Origin of the sequence: Nocardia sp. 852002-20019_SCH5090214 (genome assembly GCF_001665865.1) — a bacterium.
Lineage (GTDB): Bacteria > Actinomycetota > Actinomycetes > Mycobacteriales > Mycobacteriaceae > Nocardia > Nocardia nova.
In genome coordinates this window covers 1-676 of sequence record NZ_LZMK01000206.1, presented here as the reverse complement: position 1 = coordinate 676, position 676 = coordinate 1, and the positions used below count along the sequence as shown (strand labels likewise).

General features: G+C 68.5%; 1 pseudogene. It reads left to right on the top strand.

What is annotated here, in order from left to right:
* Positions 1 to 98: 98 nt before the first annotated feature.
* Positions 99 to 676, top strand: a pseudogene (locus A5780_RS16525) (DNA cytosine methyltransferase); the annotation flags it as partial.

Sequence of the window (676 nt, the reverse complement as noted above, 5' to 3'; positions counted from 1 at the left end):
CGCCGCGCCCGCGCGGTCGAGGTTACGACCGCGCAGTGGCAGGACCGGATGGTCGAGGTCATCGACGGCTGGACCGCACACATCCCCGGGGACGCGCGATGAGCCTCACATCGACGGTCTTCTTCGCCGGATACGGGGGCGATTACCTCGGCTGGCGGGCGGTGCCCGGTCTCACGGGCCGGATCGCGGCCAACCACAACCCGGTCTGTGTGGCGGTGCACGAGCTGAATTTCCCCACGGTGGAACATCTTCCGCCCGGCGACGTCAGGGAGATCGATCTGACGCGGCTGCCCGCGACCGAGATGTTCTGGGCGAGCCCGGCGTGCCCGGAATGGACGGACGCGAAGGGACAGAAACGCTACTTCGACCAGAGCAACCAGTACCGGTTCGACGAGGAACTCGGCATCGTCGAGGATCCGGCGTCCGGGCGCAGCCGGGCGCTGGTCGAGCAGATTCCCCGGTATCTGCGTGCGATGGCCGCGCGCGGCAAGCCGGTGCTGGCCGGGGTGATGGAAAACGTCGTGCAGTGCTGGAAGTGGGACGACCGGCATCGGTGGCTGCGCGAGATCCAGGACCTCGGTTACGAGACCCGGGTCATCGCCCTGAATTCCGCGCACGTGCTGCCGCGCACCTGCCTGCCGGTGCCGCAGTCCCGCGACCGGCTCTACATCGCGTA